The organism is Mesorhizobium sp. M0244 (genome assembly GCF_040321795.1).
GTDB lineage: Bacteria > Pseudomonadota > Alphaproteobacteria > Rhizobiales > Rhizobiaceae > Mesorhizobium.
The window spans coordinates 32,497-52,100 of the sequence record NZ_JAMYSE010000024.1 but is presented as its reverse complement, the minus strand read 5'-3'; the positions used below and the strand labels follow the sequence as shown (position 1 = coordinate 52,100).

General features: G+C 64.2%; 22 protein-coding genes. 10 read left to right on the top strand and 12 right to left on the bottom strand.

Annotation, left to right across the window (positions count from 1 at the left end):
• The first annotated feature begins 83 nt into the window (after nucleotides 1-83).
• From ffh to rpsP, 3 genes are read left to right on the top strand one after another with little or no spacing between them, the layout of a single operon-like run.
• Complete coding sequence (gene ffh / locus NKJ08_RS16875; RefSeq protein ID WP_352528000.1) at nucleotides 84-1,688, top strand: signal recognition particle protein; 1,605 nt, start codon at nucleotides 84-86, stop codon at nucleotides 1,686-1,688.
• A gap of 7 nt (nucleotides 1,689-1,695) precedes the next feature.
• Complete coding sequence (locus NKJ08_RS16870; protein ID WP_352782361.1) at nucleotides 1,696-2,022, top strand: chorismate mutase; 327 nt, start codon at nucleotides 1,696-1,698, stop codon at nucleotides 2,020-2,022.
• Between the two features lie 51 nt (nucleotides 2,023-2,073).
• A complete protein-coding gene (gene rpsP / locus NKJ08_RS16865; protein ID WP_352528003.1) occupies nucleotides 2,074-2,475 on the top strand; it encodes a 30S ribosomal protein S16 in 402 nt (133 codons plus the stop codon).
• 81 nt (nucleotides 2,476-2,556) lie between these two features.
• Here the strand turns inward: rpsP and NKJ08_RS16860 are convergent, their stop codons facing one another.
• On the bottom strand, nucleotides 2,557-2,820 hold the full coding sequence (locus tag NKJ08_RS16860; RefSeq protein WP_352528005.1) for a YMGG-like glycine zipper-containing protein: 264 nt from the start codon (nucleotides 2,818-2,820) through the stop codon (nucleotides 2,557-2,559).
• Nucleotides 2,821-3,010: 190 nt separating this feature from the next.
• Here NKJ08_RS16860 and NKJ08_RS16855 point away from each other — a divergent pair, with 190 nt between their 5' ends.
• Nucleotides 3,011-3,418 (top strand): ACT domain-containing protein, encoded by a 408-nt coding sequence (locus tag NKJ08_RS16855; RefSeq protein WP_352528007.1) that lies wholly within the window; start codon nucleotides 3,011-3,013, stop codon nucleotides 3,416-3,418.
• A gap of 221 nt (nucleotides 3,419-3,639) precedes the next feature.
• Here the strand turns inward: NKJ08_RS16855 and NKJ08_RS16850 are convergent, their stop codons facing one another.
• Nucleotides 3,640-4,674 carry an aspartate-semialdehyde dehydrogenase gene (locus NKJ08_RS16850; protein ID WP_352528009.1) on the bottom strand — a complete coding sequence of 345 codons (1,035 nt, stop codon included), beginning with the start codon at nucleotides 4,672-4,674 and terminating at the stop codon, nucleotides 3,640-3,642.
• A gap of 456 nt (nucleotides 4,675-5,130) precedes the next feature.
• Here NKJ08_RS16850 and NKJ08_RS16845 point away from each other — a divergent pair, with 456 nt between their 5' ends.
• Both NKJ08_RS16845 and NKJ08_RS16840 read left to right on the top strand, forming a co-directional pair.
• Complete coding sequence (locus NKJ08_RS16845; protein WP_352528011.1) at nucleotides 5,131-6,966, top strand: DEAD/DEAH box helicase; 1,836 nt, start codon at nucleotides 5,131-5,133, stop codon at nucleotides 6,964-6,966.
• 87 nt (nucleotides 6,967-7,053) lie between these two features.
• Entirely contained in the window at nucleotides 7,054-7,767 is a 714-nt protein-coding gene (locus NKJ08_RS16840; RefSeq protein ID WP_352528013.1) for a DUF805 domain-containing protein, read from the top strand.
• Nucleotides 7,768-7,825: 58 nt separating this feature from the next.
• Here NKJ08_RS16840 and leuB read toward each other — a convergent pair whose 3' ends face one another.
• From leuB to NKJ08_RS16825, 3 genes are all read right to left on the bottom strand, one after another.
• The gene (gene leuB, locus NKJ08_RS16835) at nucleotides 7,826-8,929 is read right to left on the bottom strand and encodes a 3-isopropylmalate dehydrogenase (RefSeq protein ID WP_352528015.1); all 1,104 of its coding nucleotides are present in this window, start codon (nucleotides 8,927-8,929) and stop codon (nucleotides 7,826-7,828) included.
• 140 nt (nucleotides 8,930-9,069) lie between these two features.
• Nucleotides 9,070-9,420: a VOC family protein gene (locus NKJ08_RS16830; RefSeq protein ID WP_352528017.1), complete on the bottom strand. Its 351-nt coding sequence runs from the start codon at nucleotides 9,418-9,420 to the stop codon at nucleotides 9,070-9,072.
• On the bottom strand, nucleotides 9,417-9,812 hold the full coding sequence (locus tag NKJ08_RS16825) for a RidA family protein (RefSeq protein ID WP_352528019.1): 396 nt from the start codon (nucleotides 9,810-9,812) through the stop codon (nucleotides 9,417-9,419). The genes NKJ08_RS16830 and NKJ08_RS16825 overlap by 4 nt, the downstream gene beginning before the upstream one ends.
• Before the next feature lie 52 nt (nucleotides 9,813-9,864).
• Between NKJ08_RS16825 and NKJ08_RS16820 the strand changes: the two genes are divergently transcribed.
• A complete protein-coding gene (locus NKJ08_RS16820) occupies nucleotides 9,865-10,056 on the top strand; it encodes a hypothetical protein (RefSeq protein WP_352528021.1) in 192 nt (63 codons plus the stop codon).
• On the opposite strand, the gene NKJ08_RS16815 is transcribed toward NKJ08_RS16820, so the two are convergent.
• Both NKJ08_RS16815 and leuD read right to left on the bottom strand, forming a co-directional pair.
• Nucleotides 10,053-10,982: an Ivy family c-type lysozyme inhibitor gene (locus NKJ08_RS16815; protein ID WP_352528023.1), complete on the bottom strand. Its 930-nt coding sequence runs from the start codon at nucleotides 10,980-10,982 to the stop codon at nucleotides 10,053-10,055. The genes NKJ08_RS16820 and NKJ08_RS16815 overlap by 4 nt on opposite strands.
• A 62-nt stretch (nucleotides 10,983-11,044) precedes the next feature.
• Nucleotides 11,045-11,650: a 3-isopropylmalate dehydratase small subunit gene (gene leuD / locus NKJ08_RS16810; RefSeq protein ID WP_352528025.1), complete on the bottom strand. Its 606-nt coding sequence runs from the start codon at nucleotides 11,648-11,650 to the stop codon at nucleotides 11,045-11,047.
• A 168-nt stretch (nucleotides 11,651-11,818) separates the two neighbouring features.
• Here leuD and NKJ08_RS16805 point away from each other — a divergent pair, with 168 nt between their 5' ends.
• A complete protein-coding gene (locus NKJ08_RS16805) occupies nucleotides 11,819-12,244 on the top strand; it encodes a GNAT family N-acetyltransferase (protein WP_352528027.1) in 426 nt (141 codons plus the stop codon).
• Nucleotides 12,245-12,316: 72 nt separating this feature from the next.
• On the opposite strand, the gene NKJ08_RS16800 is transcribed toward NKJ08_RS16805, so the two are convergent.
• Genes NKJ08_RS16800 through NKJ08_RS16785 form a run of 4 tightly spaced genes read right to left on the bottom strand, consistent with a single transcriptional unit; the run spans nucleotide 12,317 to nucleotide 17,324 of the window.
• Nucleotides 12,317-13,483, bottom strand: coding sequence for an NAD(P)/FAD-dependent oxidoreductase (locus NKJ08_RS16800; protein ID WP_352782357.1), 1,167 nt, complete (start codon nucleotides 13,481-13,483; stop codon nucleotides 12,317-12,319).
• A gap of 31 nt (nucleotides 13,484-13,514) precedes the next feature.
• A complete protein-coding gene (locus tag NKJ08_RS16795; RefSeq protein ID WP_352528031.1) occupies nucleotides 13,515-15,083 on the bottom strand; it encodes an ATP-binding protein in 1,569 nt (522 codons plus the stop codon).
• A complete protein-coding gene (locus tag NKJ08_RS16790) occupies nucleotides 15,071-15,763 on the bottom strand; it encodes a response regulator (RefSeq protein ID WP_352528033.1) in 693 nt (230 codons plus the stop codon). The genes NKJ08_RS16795 and NKJ08_RS16790 overlap by 13 nt, the downstream gene beginning before the upstream one ends.
• A 4-nt stretch (nucleotides 15,764-15,767) precedes the next feature.
• Nucleotides 15,768-17,324, bottom strand: coding sequence for a DUF4153 domain-containing protein (locus tag NKJ08_RS16785; RefSeq protein ID WP_352528035.1), 1,557 nt, complete (start codon nucleotides 17,322-17,324; stop codon nucleotides 15,768-15,770).
• Nucleotides 17,325-17,607: 283 nt separating this feature from the next.
• Between NKJ08_RS16785 and NKJ08_RS16780 the strand changes: the two genes are divergently transcribed.
• Together NKJ08_RS16780 and NKJ08_RS16775 are read left to right on the top strand one after the other, a co-directional pair.
• Nucleotides 17,608-18,489: an HpcH/HpaI aldolase/citrate lyase family protein gene (locus NKJ08_RS16780; protein ID WP_352782356.1), complete on the top strand. Its 882-nt coding sequence runs from the start codon at nucleotides 17,608-17,610 to the stop codon at nucleotides 18,487-18,489.
• Between the two features lie 25 nt (nucleotides 18,490-18,514).
• Nucleotides 18,515-18,721, top strand: coding sequence for a DUF1737 domain-containing protein (locus NKJ08_RS16775; RefSeq protein ID WP_352458330.1), 207 nt, complete (start codon nucleotides 18,515-18,517; stop codon nucleotides 18,719-18,721).
• 336 nt (nucleotides 18,722-19,057) lie between these two features.
• Here NKJ08_RS16775 and NKJ08_RS16770 read toward each other — a convergent pair whose 3' ends face one another.
• A complete protein-coding gene (locus NKJ08_RS16770; protein WP_352528039.1) occupies nucleotides 19,058-19,480 on the bottom strand; it encodes a metallopeptidase family protein in 423 nt (140 codons plus the stop codon).
• Nucleotides 19,481-19,604 lie beyond the last annotated feature (124 nt).

The following is a 19,604-nucleotide window of genomic DNA, read 5'->3' as shown; positions in this document are numbered from 1 at the left end:
GGAACGCACAAGAGGCGTGGAGGGCCGCAGGCCCGACGGGGATCAGCATGAATCCAAGGCGCTCTCGCACGGCGGTTTGACCAATGTTTGAGTCCCTGCAAGAGCGCCTTGGTTCGATCCTGAACGGCCTCACCGGCCGCGGCGCGCTGTCGGAGGCGGATGTCTCGGCGGCGCTGCGCGAGGTGCGCCGTGCGCTGCTCGAGGCCGACGTGGCGTTGGAAGTGGTGCGTTCCTTCACCGACAAGGTGCGCGAGAAGGCCGTCGGCGCCGCCGTGGTCAAGTCGATCAAGCCCGGCCAGATGGTCGTCAAGATCGTCCATGACGAGCTGGTCGAGATGCTCGGCGCCGAGGGCGTCGCCATCGACCTCAATGCACCGGCTCCGGTCGTCATCATGATGGTCGGCCTGCAGGGCTCCGGCAAGACGACGACCTCGGCCAAGATCGCCAAGCGCCTGGCCGAGCGCCAGAACAAGAAGGTCTTGATGGCATCGCTCGACACGCGGCGTCCCGCCGCGCAGGAGCAGCTCCGTCAACTCGGCGAGCAGGTCAAGGTCGCCACGCTGCCGATCGTCGCCGGCCAGACGCCGGTCGATATCGCCCGCCGCGCCGTGCAGGCGGCAAAGCTCGGCGGCCATGACGTCGTCATCCTCGATACCGCCGGCCGCACCCATATTGACGAGCCGCTGATGATCGAGATGGCCGACATCAAGAAGGTGTCGTCGCCGCACGAGATCCTGCTGGTCGCCGATTCGCTGACCGGCCAGGACGCCGTCAATCTGGCGAAAAGCTTCGATGAGCGCGTCGGCATCACCGGCCTCGTGCTGACCCGTATGGACGGCGACGGCCGCGGTGGCGCAGCACTCTCGATGCGCGCCGTCACCGGCAAGCCGATCAAGCTGATCGGCACCGGCGAAAAAATGGACGGGCTGGAGGAATTCCACCCCAAGCGCATCGCCGACCGCATCCTCGGCATGGGCGACATCGTCAGCCTCGTCGAAAAGGCGGCCGAGAACATTGACGCCGAGCAGGCGGCGGCGATGGCCAGGAAGATGCAGTCGGGCAAGTTCGACCTGAACGACCTCGCCGGCCAGCTTCAGCAAATGTCGAAAATGGGCGGCATGGGCGGCATCATGGGCATGATGCCTGGCATGGGCAAGATGAAGGACCAGATGGCCGCCGCCGGTCTCGACGACAAGATGTTCGGCCGCCAGCTCGCCATCATCTCGTCGATGACCAAGGCCGAGCGCGCCAATCCCGATATTCTGAAGCACTCGCGCAAGAAGCGCATCGCCGCCGGCTCCGGCACCGACGCGGCCGAAATCAACAAGCTGTTGAAGATGCATCGCGGCATGGCCGACATGATGAAGGCGATGGGCGGCAAGGGCAAAGGCGGCGGCCTGATGCGCGGCATGATGGGCGGGCTTGCTTCCAAGATGGGGCTCGGTGGCATGATGCCGGGCGGCCCCGGCGGCATGATGGGCGGCGGCATGCCGGACCTCTCCAAGATGGATCCCAAGCAGCTCGAAGCCTTGCAGAAGCAGGCACAGGCGGCCGGGCTCGGCGGCATGAAGGGCCTTCCCGGCGGCTTTCCCGGTGGCGGTGGTCTGCCTGGGCTGCCCGGCGGCATGAAGCTTCCTGGTTTGCCGGGATCTGGCGGCGGCCTACCCGGCCTCGGCAAGAAGAAATGAGGGCGCCATGAACGAAGAAAAGGACATGGCCGACGCGCGTGCGGCGCTAGTCAATTATCGCGCCTCGATCGACAACATCGACGCGGCGCTGATCCACATGCTGGCCGAGCGCTTCCGCTGCACCAAAGCGGTCGGCGTGCTGAAGGCGGAACATGGGCTGCCGCCGGCCGATCCGGCACGCGAGCAGGAGCAGATCGCCCGCCTTCGCCAACTGGCGAAGCACGCCCATCTCGACCCGGATTTCGCGGAGAAATTCCTGAACTTCGTCGTCCGCGAAGTGATCCGCCATCACGAGCAGATCGCCGCTTCCAACGGCGTGACGAAAACCGGCTGAGGACCAGCCACCAACCGATCAACCAAATCAGAGCTTTTTAGGAGAAAAGAAATGCCACTGAAAATCCGACTGGCCCGTGCGGGCTCGAAGAAGCGTCCCTATTACCACGTCGTCGTCGCCGATGCCCGTTCGCCGCGCGACGGCCGTTTCATCGAGTCGCTCGGCTCGTGGAACCCGCTGCTGCCCAAGGACGGCGAACGCGTCAAGGTCGACGCCGAGCGCGTCAAGCATTGGCTGTCGCACGGCGCCCAGCCGACCGACCGTGTGCTGCGCTTCCTCGACGAAGCCGGCATCGCCAAGCGCGAAGCCCGCTCCAACCCGAAGAAGGCCGAGCCCGGCAAAAAGACGCAGGAGCGCGCAGCGCTGCTGAAGAAGGCGCAGGAAGATGCCGCCGCCGCTGTTGCCGCCGCAACCGCCGCCCCGGCCGAGGCGGAAGCCGCCAGCGCCGAATAATTCATCCATCCCCAGTCGCAGAACGGCGGGCCTCTGCCCGCCGTTTTGCTGTTGCCAGTTGATCCGTATGACGCGGCCCGATCAATATCCTTGTGGGCAGCTCGCAATGTACACACGACCGTCGCGGCCGCGATAACGGCACTGGCCGCTTTCGCTGGCACGGCCGATCAGCGCACCGGCCAAAGCGCCGGCCGCGCCGCCGATCACCGCGCCCTGGGTCGGGTTGCCGGCCACTGCGGCGCCGACCGCCGCACCGCCCAGGCCGCCGACTGCCGCGCCTTGCTCAGTACGGGAGCAGGCACCGAGCGGTACCAGCAGGGCCATCAAGATCATCACCTTTTTCATTGTCGTTCCTCTCCAACAGGGTACCGTCCTCGCCGCTGCACCCCCTAACTCGCAACCTGGCGATTTGATCCAATGAAGAAGGTCGGCGGCAGACCAAGCGGGTCTCGTGTGATCAAGTGGCCCGCAAAATCATCGCCGCAAAACGCGGGTTCTCGGCAGGGTGATCCGCACAATATCCGGGAGGCATGGCATGGCCGGCGAAACCGATTTGAAGACGCTGCTGGCCGGAATGCAACCGGAGCTGACAGCCGGTGTCTATGTCTTTGCCAGCTTGCCGCCCGGTGCGCCTATTCCCGGCGAGCTTCATCCGCTGATGCTGCTTTACGAGCACGAGGGCTCGACGCTGATCGTGCCTGAGGACGAGGCCAAAGCCGCCGGCCTGCAACCAACATTCCGCTGCCGGATGCTGACGCTGAACGTCCATTCGTCGCTGGAAGCGGTCGGCTTCCTCGCCGCCATCACCGCGCGGCTGGCTACCGCCGGCATGGGCGTCAATCCGGTCTCGGCCTTCTACCACGACTATCTGTTCGTGCCCGCCGACCGGGCGGAGGAGGCGCTGGCGATGTTGGAGAAGCTGGCGGAGGAGAGCCCGCTGTGACGCCGGCACCTGCTGTTTACTTCAGATGCCGGTGCCGCCCGTCATCCCCCTGCCGGGACCTTCTCCTCATGAGCGGGGAGAAGGGAGCTATCGGCCGAAGGCCGAGCCCGCGACTGCGGGCCGCCGGCTTTCCGGCGCTCCCGCGAAGGGCCGGCCGCGAAGCGGCGGTGCGGCCCGTGAGCGAAACTAAACCGGCCGAAGGCCGAGCCAGTGAGCGAAAACTATGCCGCCTTCTTCTTCGGCTGGATCAGCCCGCGCTCGACCAGCAGCTCCGCGATCTGCACCGCATTGAGCGCCGCGCCCTTGCGCAGATTGTCGGAGACAATCCACATCGACAATCCGTTGTCGATGGTCGAATCCTCACGGATGCGCGAGATGAAGGTGGCGTCCTCGCCGGCCGAGTCCAGCGGCGTGATGTAGCCGCCGTCCTCGCGCTTGTCGATCACCTGGCAGCCCGGCGCCTCGCGCAGGATCTCGCGCGCTTCATCGGCGGTGATCGGCTTTTCGAACTCGATATTGACCGCTTCCGAATGGCCGATGAACACCGGCACCCGCACGCAGGTCGCCGTCAGCTTGATCTTGGGGTCGAGCATCTTCTTGGTCTCGGCCACCATCTTCCACTCTTCCTTGGTGAAGCCGTCGTCGAGGAAGACGTCGATGTGCGGGATGACGTTGAAGGCGATACGCTTGGTGAATTTCTTGACGTCGACCTGGTCGGCGACGAACACGGCCCGCGTCTGCGTGAACAATTCGTCCATGCCTTCCTTGCCGGCGCCGGAGACCGACTGGTAGGTGGCGACGACGACGCGCTTGATGGTGGCGAAGTCGTGCAACGGCTTCAGTGCCACAACCAGCTGCGCCGTCGAGCAGTTCGGGTTGGCAATGATGTTCTTGCGTGTGAACAGCGAAATCGCGTCCGGGTTCACTTCCGGAACGATCAGCGGCACGTCCTGGTCGTAGCGGAAGGCCGACGAATTGTCGATGACGACGCAGCCCTGCTTGCCGATCTTCGGCGACCATTCCTTGGAGACGTTGCCGCCGGCCGACATGATGCAGATGTCGGTGTCGGAAAAATCATACTGGTCGAGCGTCCGGACCTTCAGCGTGCGGTCGCCGAACGACACTTCCGTGCCCTGGCTGCGCCGCGAGGCCAGCGCCACCACCTCGCTCACCGGAAAGCCGCGCTCTTCCAGTATGTTGAGCATTTCCCGGCCCACATTGCCCGTGGCACCGACGATCGCAACCTTGAAACTCATCGAAAATCTCCTGTCCCTCTCCGCTCGGTTTCTGGAGAAACCCGCGGCCGATGCGGGTTTCAACCCCCGGGCCGGACCCGGGAGAGGGTGGTTAGGCCAAGGGAATCAGACCGTTTTGGTGGTCGTTTTACCGGTTTTTTTGACCAAGAACGTGGTTTTGCTGGAACGGAAAGACGCGCTAAGGCGTCCAGCCCAATGGTTCGCATTGGGGCCGGGGATATCGAAGGCAAGGAGCGCCATCAAAAGGCCGCGCATCGAAAAACCATTCCCGTTCGGTGCCGGCTTTTACGCAGTTTGCGTCAAGAGTCAATCGCAACCAGGCGGACCACTGCCCTGTACAATGGCCACGGCACGAAGTACGAACGGGCATCGTCTGGCTCGTGGCGCCCGTGCGTGGCGCATGCCGACATTTGACCCGTCGCCGGGTATTGAGAATCCGAATTCCGAAAGAGTGAGATGTCCAACTTCGAAGCTATTGTTCCCGCGCTGGCAAAGGCGCTGGAAAAACGCGGCTATGTCGAGCTGACACCGGTGCAAAAGGCCGTTCTCGAACTTGACCAGGCCGATGCGCTGGTTTCAGCCCAGACCGGCTCCGGCAAGACCGTCGCTTTCGGCCTGGCTTTGGCGCCGACGCTTCTCGATGGTGCCGAGCGCTTTTCCCACGCCGCGGCGCCCCTGGCGCTGGCCGTCGCACCGACGCGGGAGCTGGCGCTGCAGGTGACGCGCGAGCTGGAATGGCTCTACGAGCTGACCGGGGCCACGGTGGCGTCCTGCGTCGGCGGCATGGACATGCGCACCGAACGGCGCACGCTGGAGCGCGGCGCCCATATCGTCGTCGGCACGCCCGGCCGCCTGCGCGACCATATCACCCGCAATTCGCTCGACATGTCGGCGCTCAAGGCAGTTGTGCTCGACGAGGCCGATGAGATGCTCGATCTCGGCTTTCGCGAGGACCTCGAATTCATCCTCGACGCCGCCCCTGCCGAGCGCCGCACGCTGATGTTTTCCGCCACAGTGCCACGCTCTATCGCCACCCTCGCAAAGGGCTACCAGCGCGACGCCGTACGCATCTCGGCTTCCGGCGAGGAGAAGCAGCATCTCGACATCGAGTACCGGGCGCTGAGCGTTGCCCAGGCCGACCGGGAGAACGCCATCATCAACGTGCTGCGCTTTTACGAGGCAAAGAACGCGCTTGTGTTCTGCAACACCCGTGCTGCCGTCAATCACCTGACGGCGCGCTTCAACAACCGCAACTTTTCCGTGGTGGCGCTTTCGGGCGAGCTGAGCCAGAACGAGCGCAGCCATGCGCTGCAAGCGATGCGCGACGGCCGCGCCAAGGTCTGCATCGCCACCGACGTCGCAGCGCGCGGTATCGACCTGCCCAATCTCGAGCTGGTGATCCATGCCGACCTGCCGACCAACCCGGAGACGCTTCTGCACCGGAGCGGACGCACGGGCCGGGCGGGACGCAAAGGCGTCAGCGCGCTGATCGTGCCCAACAGCGCCCGCAAGCGCACCGAACGGCTGCTGCAAAGTGCCGGTCTGGCGGCGACTTGGGCGAGCCCGCCCTCGGCCGACGACGTGATACGCCGCGACGACGAGCGCATTCTCGCGGATCCGGCCTTCGGCGAGCCCATGAAGGAGGACGAGCGCGGCTTCATCCAGGCGCTTCTCGACCAGCACGGGCCAGAACAGATCGCCGCCGCCTTCGTGCGGATGTGCCGCTCCAGCCGTTCGGCGCCCGAGGATCTTCTCGACGTGGCGCCGTTCACGCCGTCGGGCGAAAAATTTGCGCGCCGGGACGAGGCACCGAGCCGCCGCGACGATTTCGGCGACAGCGTCTGGTTCTCGCTGTCGGTCGGACGCCGGCAGAATGCCGAGCCGCGCTGGCTGATCCCGATGCTGTGCCGGACGGGCGGCATCTCCAAGCGCGAGATCGGCGCCATCAAGATGCAGGCGGAAGAAACTTTCGTGCAGATCGCAGCGGACTGGGCCGAGCGTTTCCTGGCGGCGATCGGCCCCGACCGCAAGCTGCAGGGCAATATTGCGGTCAGGCGACTGGACGGCACGCCCGATTTGTCGCGGGCCGGCTATCAGGAGCCACGGCCCGACAAGAAGCCGCATCGCGGCAAGCGCACGTTCGATCAAAACGCGCCCAAATTCGAGAAGCGCGCTCCATCGGCCGACCAGCGCCCGGCATTCGAGGCAAAGCCCTGGGCCGGGAAATCGGCCAAGGCGAAGTTCGAAGGCGGACCGGCGAAACACAAGAAATCGAAGAAACGGCCGGGGTAAATGGCCGGCACCCTCCATTTCGCGCAGGCCCCTTGCGGTCTGCCGCAACTTTGCACAGTCTGGGGCGGGGCAATGGGGTGGCAGGACATGCGCGGCGAAGTTCTTCACTATGACGAGGACCAGGCCTTCGGTTTCATTACCGGAGCCGACGGCAACCGCTACAGCTTCGCGCGAGAGGACTTGCGCCGCGAAGCATCGGTTGCCGGAGGCACGCCCGTCGAATTCGAGCCGGCTGGCGGACGGGCACGCGATGTTTTTTCGATCCGCGCCCAACCTGCCAGTGCACCCACCGACGCCCCCGCTGCAACCGCCGCCCCAACTCAGGCCGGCAATGCGCCCGCGGCACGTCAGCCGCAACATTTCGGCCGCTCCGCTGACAACAGTCCCGCCGGATCCACCGGCCTGTGGAGCTATTTCTGGCTGGGCCTGACCGGGAATTATTTCAACTTCGCCGGCCGTGCCCGCCGCAAGGAATATTGGGGCTATTGCTTGTTCTGGACGATCGCGCTGATCGTGGCGATAGGACTCGGCGTCTTCACCGACGACGCCATGGGCAATCTCGACAACAGTGAATTGCCGGCAGTGACGGTCGGCCTCTTTGGCCTCTTCCTGCTGGCAACAGCCCTGCCGTGGTTCGGCCTCAACGTGCGTCGCCTGCACGATATCGGCCTGACCGGCTGGCTCTTCCTGCTTTTCCTGATCCCGACCTTCGGCACCGTGATCATCCTGATCTTTGCGCTGATCCCGACCCAGCCGCGCGAAAACCAGTGGGGTCCGGTGCCGGCGGGTGTCCAAATTTAACCGCGGGAGTGCCGCCGCATCCTCAGTCGTCGCCCAGCGGACGTCGACCGCCACAGGCTCAGCCCAGGAATTTGGCGATGATCGCGTCGCCCATCTCGGTGGTGCCGACCTCGGTCATCCCCTCGGACAAAATATCCCTGGTGCGCAAGCCCTGGTCGAGCACGGCGGCGATCGCGCCTTCCAGGCGGTCGGCTTCGGCCACCATGCCGAAGGAATAGCGCATGCACATGGCGAAGGAGGCGATCATGGCGATCGGGTTGGCGATGCCCTTGCCTGATATATCGGGCGCCGAGCCGTGCACCGGCTCATAGAGCGCCTTGCGCTTTTTCGTCCTGGCATCGGGGGCGCCGAGCGAGGCCGAAGGCAGCATGCCGATCGAGCCGGTCAGCATGGCGGCGATGTCGGACAGCATGTCGCCGAACAGATTGTCGGTGACGATGACGTCGAACTGCTTGGGCCAGCGCACCAGCTGCATGCCGCCGGCATCGGCGAGCATATGGTCGAGCTTGACGTCGGCATAGCGCGCCTTGTGGGTTTGCGTAACGACCTCGTTCCACAATACGCCTGATTTCATCACATTGCGCTTTTCCATCGAGGTGACGTGGTTCTTGCGCGTGCGTGCCAATTCGAAGGCAACGCCCGAAATGCGTTCGATTTCGAACGTATCGTAGACCTGGGTGTCGATGCCGCGCTTCTGGCCGTTGCCGAGATCGATGATCTGCTTCGGCTCACCGAAATAGACACCGCCGGTGAGCTCGCGCACGATGAGAATATCGAGGCCCTCGACGACTTCCTGCTTGAGCGAGGAGGACGCCGCCAGCGCCGGATAGCAGATAGCGGGTCTGAGATTGGCGAACAGCTCCATGTCCTTGCGCAGGCGCAAAAGACCTGCCTCCGGGCGCACCTCGTAAGGCACCGCATCCCATTTCGGCCCGCCGACGGCGCCGAACAGCACCGCGTCCGCGGCCATCGCCTTGGCCATGTCGGTATCGGAAATCGCCGCGCCATGCGCGTCATAGGCGCAGCCGCCGACAAGGCCCTCATCGGTGACGAAATCACTGCCGAACTTGTCGTTCATGGCGGAAATCAGCTTCTTCACCTCGGCCATCGCCTCGGGGCCGATGCCGTCGCCGGCAAGCAGGAGAAGATTTTTCGAAGCCATGAGAACCGTCCCAATCGTTTAGCGCATGAACGCGGCCTTGCTAAACGCCAAGCGGCCGACGCGCAAGCCTACGGTTCAGAGCATCGGACCCAAAAGTGGAAACCGGTTTTGGGAAAATCCCATGCTCAAGACAAAAACGCCTATAGATGCGAAAGGATGTTGACCAGCCTGCCGAACGGGTCGCGCACGAAGAAGCGCCGCACGCCCCAGGGCTCGTCCGCCGGACCGTATTCGACGGCGAAGCCGGCCTTCCTCATGCTTTCAAGTGCAGCGTCGACATCGTCGACCTCGATCGACAGGTCAGGCACCGGCGTGCCGGAGCCGCCCTCGACGGCAAAGCTGACCTGGACGTTCATTTTTTCTTGCGAGCCGTAGGTCGTGATCCAGCCGTGGTCCATGAGCACGTCGAGACCAAGCACATCCTGATAGAAGCGTTTTCCCGCTGCGATGTCAGGCGTTTCGATGTTGGCAACAATACGCCGGACTTTCATGACCGCGCTCCAACCGTACGCCGCAGCGCCGTCACCTCGATCTCGATCTTCATCTCCGGCTTGTTGAGCTGACACACGATCATCGTCGCCGCCGGCCTGATCTCGCCGAAGATCTCGCCGAGGATCGGGAACACCACATCGACGAAAGCCGCATCGGTGATGTAGTAATGCGCCCGCACCACGTCGGCCATCTCGAAGCCGCCATCCCCGAGCGCCTTGGCGATCGTCGCCAGGCAATTGCGCGTCTGCGCCTCGACCGTCTCCGGCATCGACATGATCGCATAGTCGTAGCCGGTCGTTCCGGACACGAAACACCAGTCGCCCTGCACCACCGCGCGCGAATAGCCGGCGGTCTTCTCGAAGGGCGAGCCGGTGGAGATCAGTTTTCGCATGGCTTCCTCACGATCGTAGCGGCTATCTTGCAGGGAATGAGCCGATCAGGCCATGGGCCAGACGCTGTGGATGGGCTGTGCAACCATTGATGATGGCGGGACAGCACCTGCCGGGGCAGAGGGGGGTGGGAAGAAACTCGGCGGTGCAGAATTCTGGTCCGCCGCCTTCCTGGCGAAGGCCAGGGTATGGATCATCGTCCATGGTGACGAAGACGTGGTGGCAATCGCCGCGCCAAGCGCCTAATTCGCCGAACGCAGTTCCTTGTCCAGCGCTTCCTTGATCTCCGCCGGCCAGGTACTCACCGCCGGCCAGGCGTCCGGCTCTGGCTTGTCGCCGCGCCGGGCGAAATAGAGCTTGTGCTTGGCCGGGTCGACGGCCATGAAGCCGTCATTGCCGCCGCAATCGTGCGGCACGCAGCCACTGGCGAAAAAGGCGCCCGACGCGGTTTTCTCCGTGCCGCCGCCGACCAGCAGGCTGGTTGCCATGTCGGGCATATCCTTGCTGAGCAGCGTCTCGGCCAGCCTGTAGACCGCTTCGTTATGGAAGGCGTCGACGATGTTGTCGTATTTCGATGGATCGATGTCTTTCCAGTCGGTGCCCGGCTCCGGCATGTAGGTGAGATTGCCGGAATTCGTCAGCCCGTCCGTCGGCGACCATCGCAGCGCCGGCTTGGAATCGCCGGGCAAAAGATAGGGTACGAAATAGATGGCGCTGTCGGACACCGCGGCCGGCGGCGCACCGCATTCGTCTTGCTCGACCGTGGTGCTCTGGATGGTACCGCCTTCCGGTTTCCAGACGATCACCTTGGCGGGGCCGCACTGGTTGCCGCCGTCGCCGACATCGACCAGCGCCACGTTGACCCCGCCGACCTTGACGACCTTATCGAAGAACACGTCGTAATTGCTGGCCAGCGGCTTGCCGTCATAGGCCAGCGCCTTCTCGCCATACTCCTCCTGCTGGGTGATGGTCAGCTGCCCACCCTCGAACGGGATCGGTCCTTGGCTGTCATCGTCGGTTAGGGCCGCATTGCTCGACGCGCCCTGGTCGGCGGCCCCGCCGGACGCATCGTCAGCCGGCACGAGCACCATGTCGGTCTGTGCATGCGCGCCAGCCACCGGCATCAGAATCCACGCCAGCGCGCAGGCGCCGGCAACAAGCGAACGTGTCATGACTGTCCTCCGCCACCAAGCCGGCCTGCAGCGGCTGGGCTATCCCGTTCAGATCGTACCGCTCAGGCCCAGGGCCGCAGCTCGGCATTCCTCTTCTCGAACGAGGCGATGGCGCCGGCCTTCTCCATGGTCAGGCCGATATCGTCGAGCCCGTTGAGCAGGCAGTGGCGCTTGAACTCATCGAGGTCGAACTTGACCACGCCGCCGTCCGGCCCGCGGATTTCCTTGGCCTCGAGATCGATCGACAGCGTCGCGTTGGAGCCGCGCGAGGCATCGTCCATCAGCTTCTCCAGGTCTTCCGGGCTGACGGTGATCGGCAGGATGCCGTTCTTGAAGCAGTTGTTGTAGAAAATGTCGGCGAACGAGGTCGAGATGACGCAGCGTATGCCGAAATCGAGCAGCGCCCACGGCGCATGCTCGCGGCTCGAGCCGCAGCCGAAATTGTCGCCGGCGACCAGGATCTGCGCCTTGCGGTAGGCCGGCTTGTTGAGCACGAAGTCCGGGTTTTCCGAACCGTCGTCCTTGTAGCGCATTTCGGCGAACAGCCCGCTGCCGAGCCCGGTGCGCTTGATCGTCTTGAGATAATCCTTGGGAATGATCATGTCGGTGTCGACATTGACGATCGGCATCGGCGCGGCGACGCCAGTGAGCTTGGTGAATTTTTCCATGGTCCTTGCCCGTCTTCTTCTCGTTGCGGGGAATTTGCTTGCGCCCGGTTTACACAAAGCCGCGGGCAAATAAAAGGCGGCTGTTTTTGGACCTTCGTCGTCCATCGAAACACAAGATCGGCACAAAACAGCTTCAAAACCACCGGCCCATGGTGCACTTTTGTCGGCATGACAACACGATCCAAGGTCCTCTACGCCAGCGAACCGGGCCTCGGCACAGCCGAGTTCCGCCGCGTTCTGGTGGAATCCGGCCTCGGCGCGAACCGCCCCGTCGATGACGAATCCCGTTTGAGGGCGATGCTTGCCCGTGCCGGTCTGGTGTTGACCGCGCGCCTCGATGCGCCTGGCAAGCCACTGGTTGGTGTCGCTCGCGGCGTCACCGACTTTTCCTGGGTCTGCTATATCTCCGAGCTCGCTGTTTCCGTATCGGCGCAAGGGCTGGGCATCGGCAAGGGCCTGATGGATGAGGCACGCCGGCAACTCGGGCCTTCCGTTGCCATAAGCCTGCTTTCCATGCCCGACGCCGTCGGCTTTTATGAACGCATCGGCATGACGCGCATGCCGGACGCATTCTGGTTCGGCCGTGAGCGCTGACGGCTGCCGGCAGGCCAGAGGGGGTGGGCGGGAACTCGACAGAACGGCTTATTTCTGAGCGGCTTGCCCGCTTCAAATCACGTTCAACTCCCGAAACGCCCGTCCTTCGGCGACCCGGCTATACCCAAACGCCGAGCAATCCACCGTGCGATAGCCGCCATGCACCAGAAGCTCGGCCAGCGCCTTGCCGACCGCCGGCGCCTGCTGCAGGCCGTGACCGGAAAAACCGTTGGCGAAGAGGAAATTCCCGATCTCGGGATGCGGGCCGATCACCGCGTTCTGGTCGAGCGTGTTGTAGTCGTAATGGCCGACCCAGGCCCGCGTCGGCTTGATCGCCTCGAAGGCCGGAATGCGGGTCGCCAGCACCGGCCAGATCACCTCCTCGAACAGCGGCCAGTCGGGCTCGAAATCGCCGGGGTCGGCTGGTCCTTCGCCCTCTTCCGGCTCGGCGCCGCCGGTGATGTAGACCGAGCCTTCCGGCCGGACATAGATGCCGCTCGGGTCGACCAGCAGCGGCATGTCGTCATATTTCTCGCGCGCCTCGAAGACGAAGACGTTGCGCTTGCGCGGCTCCACCGGCAGTGTCAGCCCGGCCATTGCGGCCACCTTGCCGGCATTCGGCCCGGCGGCGTTGACGACGGTGCCGGCCTCGAGCCGTTCGCCATTGTCGAGAGTCACACCGGTGATGCGCTCGCCTCGCCGCTCAATACCGGTCACCGACGCTGTGATGAAGTCGATGTTCTTCGTCCGTAGCGCCTTGCGGAACAGCATCAGCATCGCGTGCGCGTCGAACCAGCCTTCGCCGCTGCGGCCGTAGGCCCCGGCAGTGATGCCCTCGGCCGACAGCCAGGGAAACCGGCGGACGAGCGCCTCCGCATCCTCGAGCACGATGTCCGCGCCCTCGGCCATCTGCGCCTCGTGGTTGGCCCGCAGAATCGGCAGCCCGTTTTCGCCGGCAAGGATGAGATAACCACCTTCGCGAAAGCCGATATCGGCGTCCGCGCCAAACTCTTCCCTGAGTCGCCGGAACAGTTTCAGTGTGAACTGCGACAGCCGGATGTTTTCCGGGATCGAAAACTGCTGGCGGATGGAGGCACAGGACAGCGTGGTCGCCGCATGGGAAAATTGCGGGTCGCGCTCGATAAGCACAATCGAGCCCGAAAACCCTTCCTCGCGCAGGTAATAGGCGATCGAGGAGCCGACGATGGCTCCGCCGATGATGACGATGTCGTAGCGCACTTTTTTCGCCCTTCCGGTCTGAATCGCCGAGTCACGTCGGCAGGATGATCTCGAAGCGCGTGCCGCTCGCCGAGTCAACCAGCCGGATCGTGCCATCATGCGCTTTCAGGAGGGCCAGCACGATGCCGAGGCCCATGCCGGTGCCGCCGGAATCGCGCCGCGTGGTGAAGAACGGCTCGAAGATGCGCGCCCGGTTGCTGGGCGAAATGCCGGCGCCGTCGTCGTCCACCAGAATGGCGGCCTTGCCGTCCGCGCTTGCTGCCGTGACCGAAACCAGCGTCGCGCCGTGCCGCGCCGAATTGTCGATGAGATTGGCCAGCACGATCGCGGCGTTTTCGGCCGACATGCGCAGACCGATCTCGGCGCCCGCCTCGAGGCGCACCGCCAGCCTGTCGTCGGCCGGGAGAAGCGCCAGCGCAGCAGTGAGCGACGTGCTTTCGCCGCTGGGCTCGAGATTTTCGGCGCGCGCCAGGTCGAGCAAGCGGCGAACCAGGAGGTTAAGCCGGCCGGCATCGGTGACGATGTTGTTGGAAAAGCGCCGCCGCTCGGCCTCGTCCATCGCGCCGCCCGAATCGCGCAGCAGTTCGGCGGCTCCCTGGATCGCCGTCAGCGGCGATTTGAGTTCGTGGGAGACGTGGGTGGCGAAGGTCTGGATGCCGTCGGAGCGTGCGTGCAGCTTTTCGGCCATGTCTAGGAAGGCGGCGGAGAGCGCAGCCATCTCGCGCGTGCCGTGGTGATCGAGCGGCCTGATCGCCTCACGGTCGCCGGCGGCGATGCGCTTCGTGCGCTCGATCAGCGCATAGATCGGCCGGCTGACGGTGCGCAGGAAAACAAGCCCGATGAGCAGCGTGCCGCCAAGGATGGCGATTGCCGCCAGCGCCACCTTGCCGCGCTCGCCATGGAGATGCTTGACGATGTTGTTCGGCGTCCGCGACAGATAGACCACGCCGGCGACCTTGCCGGAGACCGCAACCGGTATGGCGACGAAGACGCGAACCTTGGTGCCGCGGCTGACCGAATAGAGCGGCGGCGACGGCTGGTCGGGAACCCGCAGCCTGAGCGCGCTGGCATAACGGCCGGCAAGCGCTGCGCGAATCTCGTCGACAGCGGCGAGCGACAGGCCGGCCTCCTCACGGCCGGCAATGACCACGCCTCCGGGGTCGAGCAGCCTAAACCCGGCCAGCGTGGTTTTCTGCGTCTCGGCAAGAATGCCCGAAAGGCGTGCGCCGATCGCTGCGAAGGCAGGATCGACGCTGGCCGCAGTGGCCGCGGGCCGGGTCGGCAGGATCCTGTCGGACGCAAGGTCGAGGCGCGGTTCGATCGGCTGGTAGGGAGAAGCCCGATCGCTGGCACCGGGTGAAGGCATGGGTGCGCCGAGCTTTTCCGGGGCAAGACCGGCGCCACGGACCTGTTGCGCATAGATCGCGGCAAGGGCTGCACCTTGCGCGATCAGCTCGGCCTCGGTCTGGCGGATCAGCTGGTTCTCGTAGAGCCGGAAGAAAAACAGGCCGGCCAGCGGCAGCGCCATCACCATGATCAGGATGGCGATGACGACCGTGGCGAGGTGAGGCCGCCATTTCTGCGGGATCACCCCCCGCATCGGCCGAGCCGGAAGCCGACGCCATGCACGGTCTCGATCGCATCGACGCAGCCGACCGCCACCAGCTTGGCGCGGATATTGCGGATATGGCTGTCGACGGTGCGGTCGGCGACGTGGATGTTGGCGGCATAGGCATTGGCCATCACCATGTCGCGGCCGAGCACATGCGCCGGCCGCGCCAAAAACCCTTTCAGGATCGCGAATTCGATGCCTGTCAGCACCAGCGGCTTGCCGTCGAAGCTGGCTGAATGGCTTGCCGGCACCAAGGCCAGTCTGCCATGCGAGAATTGCCGATCGTCGGCTGGTTCGGGCGCAGGCCGGGCGCGGCGCAGGATGACGTTGACGCGGGCGACCAGCTCGCGCGGGCTGAACGGCTTGGTGACATAGTCGTCGCCGCCCATTTCCAGCCCGAGGATGCGGTCGATCTCTTCATCCCGCGCGGACAGGAACAGCACCGGCACGTCGGATGTGTGGCGAAGCCGCCGGCACACTTCCAGCCCGTCCATTTCCGGCATGCCGATGTCGAGCACGACGAGATCGGGCGCGCGGCATTCGATCGCTCGCAGGGCAGCGCCGCCGTCCGGCACCGCCACCGTTTTCATGCCGGCCTTTTCAAGCGCGAAGCAGATGATTTCGCGGATATGCGGATCGTCGTCGGCGACAAGGATGTTATGCGGCATCAAATCAGCTGCCCGGCATGAAGGGTTCGGACATCGGAGGAACCACGAACGGGCCACGCCTGTCGAGGGTGCGGTTGAGCCGCCAGTCACGAAAGCTCCAGGCGCGCCAGTTTTCCTGGCCGGCGCGGAAGCGTGCTTCGTCCTGTGCATACCAGCCGGCGAGTTCGCGAGTGCACGGATCACCGGCGGAAACCGTCCTGCTCTGGTGCTGGACGAAGCGATCGAGCGCCGGCAAGGCGCCGGAGCCGAGCGAGCGCAGATACCAGACGTCGAGCTGGGTGCCCTGGCCGGTCATTTCGAAGGAATGCTCGACATTGTAATTGGCGATCAGTGCTGCAAAGTTGATGAACGAGCAGGCATAGAGCGTCGCCGATAGCGTCAGAAGATTGGCGGAAAGCAGCCATTCGTTGGATTTTCCGAGTGCTATGCGGGCGATGATCAGAACAAGGCCCGCCGCCACCAGCCCCATCCAGACGAAGGCGGCGACACGCCAATAGGTCAGCGCATAGATGCCGATATAGAGATCGAGCCGCAGGATCGACGAGATGACGAGAACGATGTTCTGCGCCACCCAGACATAGACCAGCTGGCGGATGAGCGGATCGCCGGAGGTCGCACTTCCCGGCCGCAGCGCCGCCAGCACGAAGCCGGCGGCCAACAGCGCCGTGACGATCAGCGGGTAGGCGCCGCGATGCGCGTAGGCGGCATAGGTCAGCCCGTCGGGAAGCGCGATGCCGCCCCACAGATAGGTGGCGTCGAGTACGCTCTGCACGGCGAACAGGATGTTGAAGACGACGAGCGCGCGAAGGATGGCGGCTTTGCCGAAGACGATGTCTTCGATGGCTGTGGTGGTCCTGGTGGTTGGCGTCAGCGATGCGCCGGCAGGCAGTGCCATGCGGGGAATACGCCGGAGAAAGCGCGGCAGGCGCGGCCGCAGAAAAGCCCAGACGCCGACGAGCACGAACAGCCAGAAGGCGAGACGCGGCAACTGGATGAGGTTGAGCAGGGCGAAGAGATCAATCAGCGAGAACCAATATTCGATGATCGGATTGGCGGCGCCGAACAGCGCGAGAAACACTGCGCCGAGCGTCAGCGGCATGACCCAGACGGCGATCGTCGCGAAACGGATGCGGCCTTTGCCGAGCCGCTGTGCCGCTTTGCGCCAGCAGAAGAAATCCTGGACGAACCGAAAGGGCGTTGCGAGCAGGAAAAACGCGAGTTGGCCGGCAATGCGGGCAAGCCCATGCCGCAATCGCCCTCCCAGCGAAAGCGCGAAGATGGCTAGCGCCGCCAGCGCGATGGAAACGGACAAAGCACTGACATTTTCTACGAGCGGCAGCAGGGCCACAAGCAGGACAACGGGCTTGAACCAGAACCTGCCATCGCTGAAGACCCCGAGAGGATGGACAGCCATGCTCGCTGCGGCAATCGCAACGCCGAACAGGAAAAGCGTGATGCCGGCCGGTTGGCCATAGAGGGAAAAATCGGCCAGTGCGACGAGCAGGACGGCAACGCCGAAGCGGCTGCAATAGCTCGGCGCTGCCGTGAGGAACGCTGTCATGATCGGGCCTTCTCGGCGACTTTGATGCGGCCGGAATATCTGGGCAGGGCTTTGCGGACGAAGGGGAGGAGGCTTGCCGAAGCCGAGGGCGGATCGACGAGCCACCAGCCCTCGCTGCGAAGCCGGTATGGCAGGGACCAACGAAGTTTCTCGCGCTCTTGCATGCCGCTTTTTGCCAGGTCGACATGTGTCCGGCGGGGCGGAGACGAGGAGATTTTCCGAAATTGCGTGCAGTTTTTATGCACGGCTTGCCTCGGCCGGCTGCAGGCGGCATAGATCGGAGATGACCACCGAAAGCTACCGCCCGCGCCGCTCGGTGCTTTACGTCCCGGCCTCGAACGACAAGGCGTTGGCCAAGATCCCGTCGCTGGCCTGCGATGCCGTCGTCATCGATCTCGAGGACGCCGTCGCCTCGGCCGATAAACTTTCCGCGCGAGAAAAACTCGCGGCGATTTTCGCCGGCCGTTCCAGCCGGCGTTGCGAGATGGTCGTGCGCATCAATGCGCTGTCGAGCGAATGGGGCGCCGACGATCTGCTGGCCGCGGCAAAATGCCAGCCCGACGCCATCTTGCTGCCCAAGGTCGACACGCCGCGCGACATCCTCGAGGCCGGCGACGTGCTCGACGACAATTTTGCGCCGGACGAGGTCAAGCTATGGGCGATGATCGAGACGCCCAAGGCGCTGCTCAACATCGGGCCGATCGCCGAGCTCGGCCGCGATCCGGCCTCCCGTTTGGTCTGTTTCGTTGCCGGAACGAATGACCTGGTCAAGGACACCGGCATACTCGCCACGCCCGACCGGCGCTATCTCGTGCCGTGGCTGATGCAGATGGTGCTGGCGGCGCGCGCCGGCGGCCTCGACCTGCTGGACGGTGTCTTCAATGATTTTCGCGAAATGGACGGGTTTGCGCGCGAGTGCACGGAAGCGGCCGCCATGGGCTTCGACGGCAAGTCGCTGATCCATCCGGCCCAGATCGAGGCCGCGAACCGCGCCTTTGCGCCGTCGCCTGAAGCGATGGCCGAGGCACGCGCGGTCAAGGAAGCCTTCGCGCTTGCCGGAAATGCCGGCAAGGCGGTGATTGCGCTGAACGGAAAAATGGTCGAACGGCTGCATTTGGCGCAGGCCGAAAAACTGCTGGCGAAGGCCGCCGTCATCGGGGCATGATTGGCACTTACGACAGGAATGAAAAATGAAACTCTACCGCTTTTTGTCCGGCCCGGACGATGCCAGCTTCTGCCACAAGGTGACGGCGGCGCTGAACAAGGGCTGGCACCTGTTCGGCTCGCCGACCTATGCCTATGACAAGGAAGCCAAGACCATGCGCTGCGGCCAGGCCGTGGTGAAGGACATCGAGGGCCAGGAATACGGCCCCGACACCAAGCTCAGCGACTGGTAGGGTTCGGCTCTATCCTGTGGGCGCTATGGCCCACTGCCCTAGCTTCAGGTTGAGTTTGCCCATCGCCCGTTCCAGGCCGTTGGCGCCGCCCCTTACCTGCCTACCGGCATCCTCTCCCCGTATAGTGACGGGGAGAGGGGTGCTCTCATCGGCGATTTCGCCAATCACCAACGTTGTAGAACAGCGCCGAGGCTGCGGCCAGCTTCTTTCTCCCCGTCACTATACGGGGAGAAATGCCCGGCAGGGCAATGAGGGGCGGCGTCAACATCGACAATTGATCGTCTCTAACGGACCGGCCGGTCGAATTGGCCGATCGTCATGCCCATTTGATGCCCCCTATTCAGCCGCTTCCTCGATCTTCTCCATATCATCGTCCGACAGGCCGAAATGGTGGCCGATCTCGTGGATCAGCACATGGGTGACGATGTCGCCCAGCGTTTCCTCGTTCTCGGCCCAGTAGTCGAGGATAGCGCGACGGTAGAGCGTGATGCGGTTCGGCCCCTCGCCGGTCTGCGGATTCCAGCGCTCGGCGATGCCGCGCCCCTCGAACAGGCCGAGCAGGTCGAACGGCGTTTCCAGCGACAGGTCGTCCATGATCTCGTCGGTCGGGAATTCGGCGATCTGGATGACGATCTCGCCGGTCAGCTTGCGAAATTCCTCCGGCAGATGGGCATAAGCCTCCAGCGCCAGGAACTCCATTTCCTCCATCGACGGCGAAAGCTGGTCGTGCCAGATGCGGGTTTGGTAGATGCGAGCCATGCGTTGTCCTTTGATCCCGGCATATAGGCTTTCAGGCCGGACTCGGCAAATGGCCGGGCTGGAGCGCCCGTGTCATGTTCCCACTACAGGAATAAATTCCCCATGACTCCGCTTGACTCTTTGG

Excerpts from the sequence above, each read along its gene's own strand:
- ffh (WP_352528000.1), top strand. The coding sequence starts at position 84 with ATGTTTGAGTCCCTGCAAGAGCGCCTTGGTTCGATCCTGAACGGCCTC.
- NKJ08_RS16870 (WP_352782361.1), top strand. The coding sequence starts at position 1,696 with ATGAACGAAGAAAAGGACATGGCCGACGCGCGTGCGGCGCTAGTCAAT.
- rpsP (WP_352528003.1), top strand. The coding sequence starts at position 2,074 with ATGCCACTGAAAATCCGACTGGCCCGTGCGGGCTCGAAGAAGCGTCCC.
- NKJ08_RS16860 (WP_352528005.1), bottom strand. The coding sequence starts at position 2,820 with ATGAAAAAGGTGATGATCTTGATGGCCCTGCTGGTACCGCTCGGTGCC.
- NKJ08_RS16855 (WP_352528007.1), top strand. The coding sequence starts at position 3,011 with ATGGCCGGCGAAACCGATTTGAAGACGCTGCTGGCCGGAATGCAACCG.
- NKJ08_RS16850 (WP_352528009.1), bottom strand. The coding sequence starts at position 4,674 with ATGAGTTTCAAGGTTGCGATCGTCGGTGCCACGGGCAATGTGGGCCGG.
- NKJ08_RS16845 (WP_352528011.1), top strand. The coding sequence starts at position 5,131 with ATGTCCAACTTCGAAGCTATTGTTCCCGCGCTGGCAAAGGCGCTGGAA.
- NKJ08_RS16840 (WP_352528013.1), top strand. The coding sequence starts at position 7,054 with ATGCGCGGCGAAGTTCTTCACTATGACGAGGACCAGGCCTTCGGTTTC.
- leuB (WP_352528015.1), bottom strand. The coding sequence starts at position 8,929 with ATGGCTTCGAAAAATCTTCTCCTGCTTGCCGGCGACGGCATCGGCCCC.
- NKJ08_RS16830 (WP_352528017.1), bottom strand. The coding sequence starts at position 9,420 with ATGAAAGTCCGGCGTATTGTTGCCAACATCGAAACGCCTGACATCGCA.
- NKJ08_RS16825 (WP_352528019.1), bottom strand. The coding sequence starts at position 9,812 with ATGCGAAAACTGATCTCCACCGGCTCGCCCTTCGAGAAGACCGCCGGC.
- NKJ08_RS16820 (WP_352528021.1), top strand. The coding sequence starts at position 9,865 with ATGGGCCAGACGCTGTGGATGGGCTGTGCAACCATTGATGATGGCGGG.
- NKJ08_RS16815 (WP_352528023.1), bottom strand. The coding sequence starts at position 10,982 with ATGACACGTTCGCTTGTTGCCGGCGCCTGCGCGCTGGCGTGGATTCTG.
- leuD (WP_352528025.1), bottom strand. The coding sequence starts at position 11,650 with ATGGAAAAATTCACCAAGCTCACTGGCGTCGCCGCGCCGATGCCGATC.
- NKJ08_RS16805 (WP_352528027.1), top strand. The coding sequence starts at position 11,819 with ATGACAACACGATCCAAGGTCCTCTACGCCAGCGAACCGGGCCTCGGC.
- NKJ08_RS16795 (WP_352528031.1), bottom strand. The coding sequence starts at position 15,083 with ATGCGGGGGGTGATCCCGCAGAAATGGCGGCCTCACCTCGCCACGGTC.
- NKJ08_RS16790 (WP_352528033.1), bottom strand. The coding sequence starts at position 15,763 with ATGCCGCATAACATCCTTGTCGCCGACGACGATCCGCATATCCGCGAA.
- NKJ08_RS16785 (WP_352528035.1), bottom strand. The coding sequence starts at position 17,324 with ATGACAGCGTTCCTCACGGCAGCGCCGAGCTATTGCAGCCGCTTCGGC.
- NKJ08_RS16780 (WP_352782356.1), top strand. The coding sequence starts at position 17,608 with ATGACCACCGAAAGCTACCGCCCGCGCCGCTCGGTGCTTTACGTCCCG.
- NKJ08_RS16775 (WP_352458330.1), top strand. The coding sequence starts at position 18,515 with ATGAAACTCTACCGCTTTTTGTCCGGCCCGGACGATGCCAGCTTCTGC.
- NKJ08_RS16770 (WP_352528039.1), bottom strand. The coding sequence starts at position 19,480 with ATGGCTCGCATCTACCAAACCCGCATCTGGCACGACCAGCTTTCGCCG.